The sequence below is a fragment of the uncultured Jannaschia sp. genome (assembly GCF_947494025.1).
GTDB lineage: Bacteria > Pseudomonadota > Alphaproteobacteria > Rhodobacterales > Rhodobacteraceae > Jannaschia.
The window spans coordinates 1-565 of sequence record NZ_CANLTQ010000133.1 but is presented as its reverse complement, the minus strand read 5'-3'; the positions used below and the strand labels follow the sequence as shown (position 1 = coordinate 565).

1 protein-coding gene is annotated in these 565 nt (G+C 68.5%); it reads right to left on the bottom strand.

Going from position 1 to position 565, the window contains the following annotated elements; translation table 11 throughout:
- On the bottom strand, positions 1-526 hold a 526-nt coding region (locus Q1B08_RS21650; RefSeq protein WP_299823500.1), incomplete at its 3' end, for a metallophosphoesterase.
- Positions 527-565 lie beyond the last annotated feature (39 nt).

The window sequence follows — 565 nt, the reverse complement described above, 5'->3', positions numbered from 1 at the left end:
TGCACGGGTCCAGCCCGGCATGCACGCAGATCAGGTCGCCGATCCGGAGATGCGACGGCGCCGCCCGGATGGCGGCAACGTAGGTGTCGGGGATCGCTGCGCGGAGCCGCCTCCGTGCCCGAGACCATGGCCTGCGCTCCCATGCTGGGTCGATCTCGCGCATCACGGTCTTGCCGCCGTTCGCAAGCCACAGCGCCTCATCATCCCCGTCGAGCGCGTCGAGCAGCGCAAGCTCATGATTTCCCGGTAGTAGAACGGCCCTGGCGGCATGGGCACGCTCGGCCGCGTCCATCGCGAGGTCGATCGCCCCGAGGCTGTCCGGCCCGCGGTCGATGATGTCCCCGAGGAAGACGACGAGGCGTTCGGTCCCCGGGGCGCGTGGTGTTCTCGCAATCTCCTCGAGGCAGCCTGCAAGCAGATCGGCCTGCCCATGCACGTCGCCGATCGCGAAGACCTCGAGATCGGCTGGTATCGACCCCGGCAGGGCGCGGGGAGGAAGCGACGCAAGCTCCAGTCCCGGGGCCATGTGAGATGTCTCCCGAAACACCGATCAACCTGTCCCCTG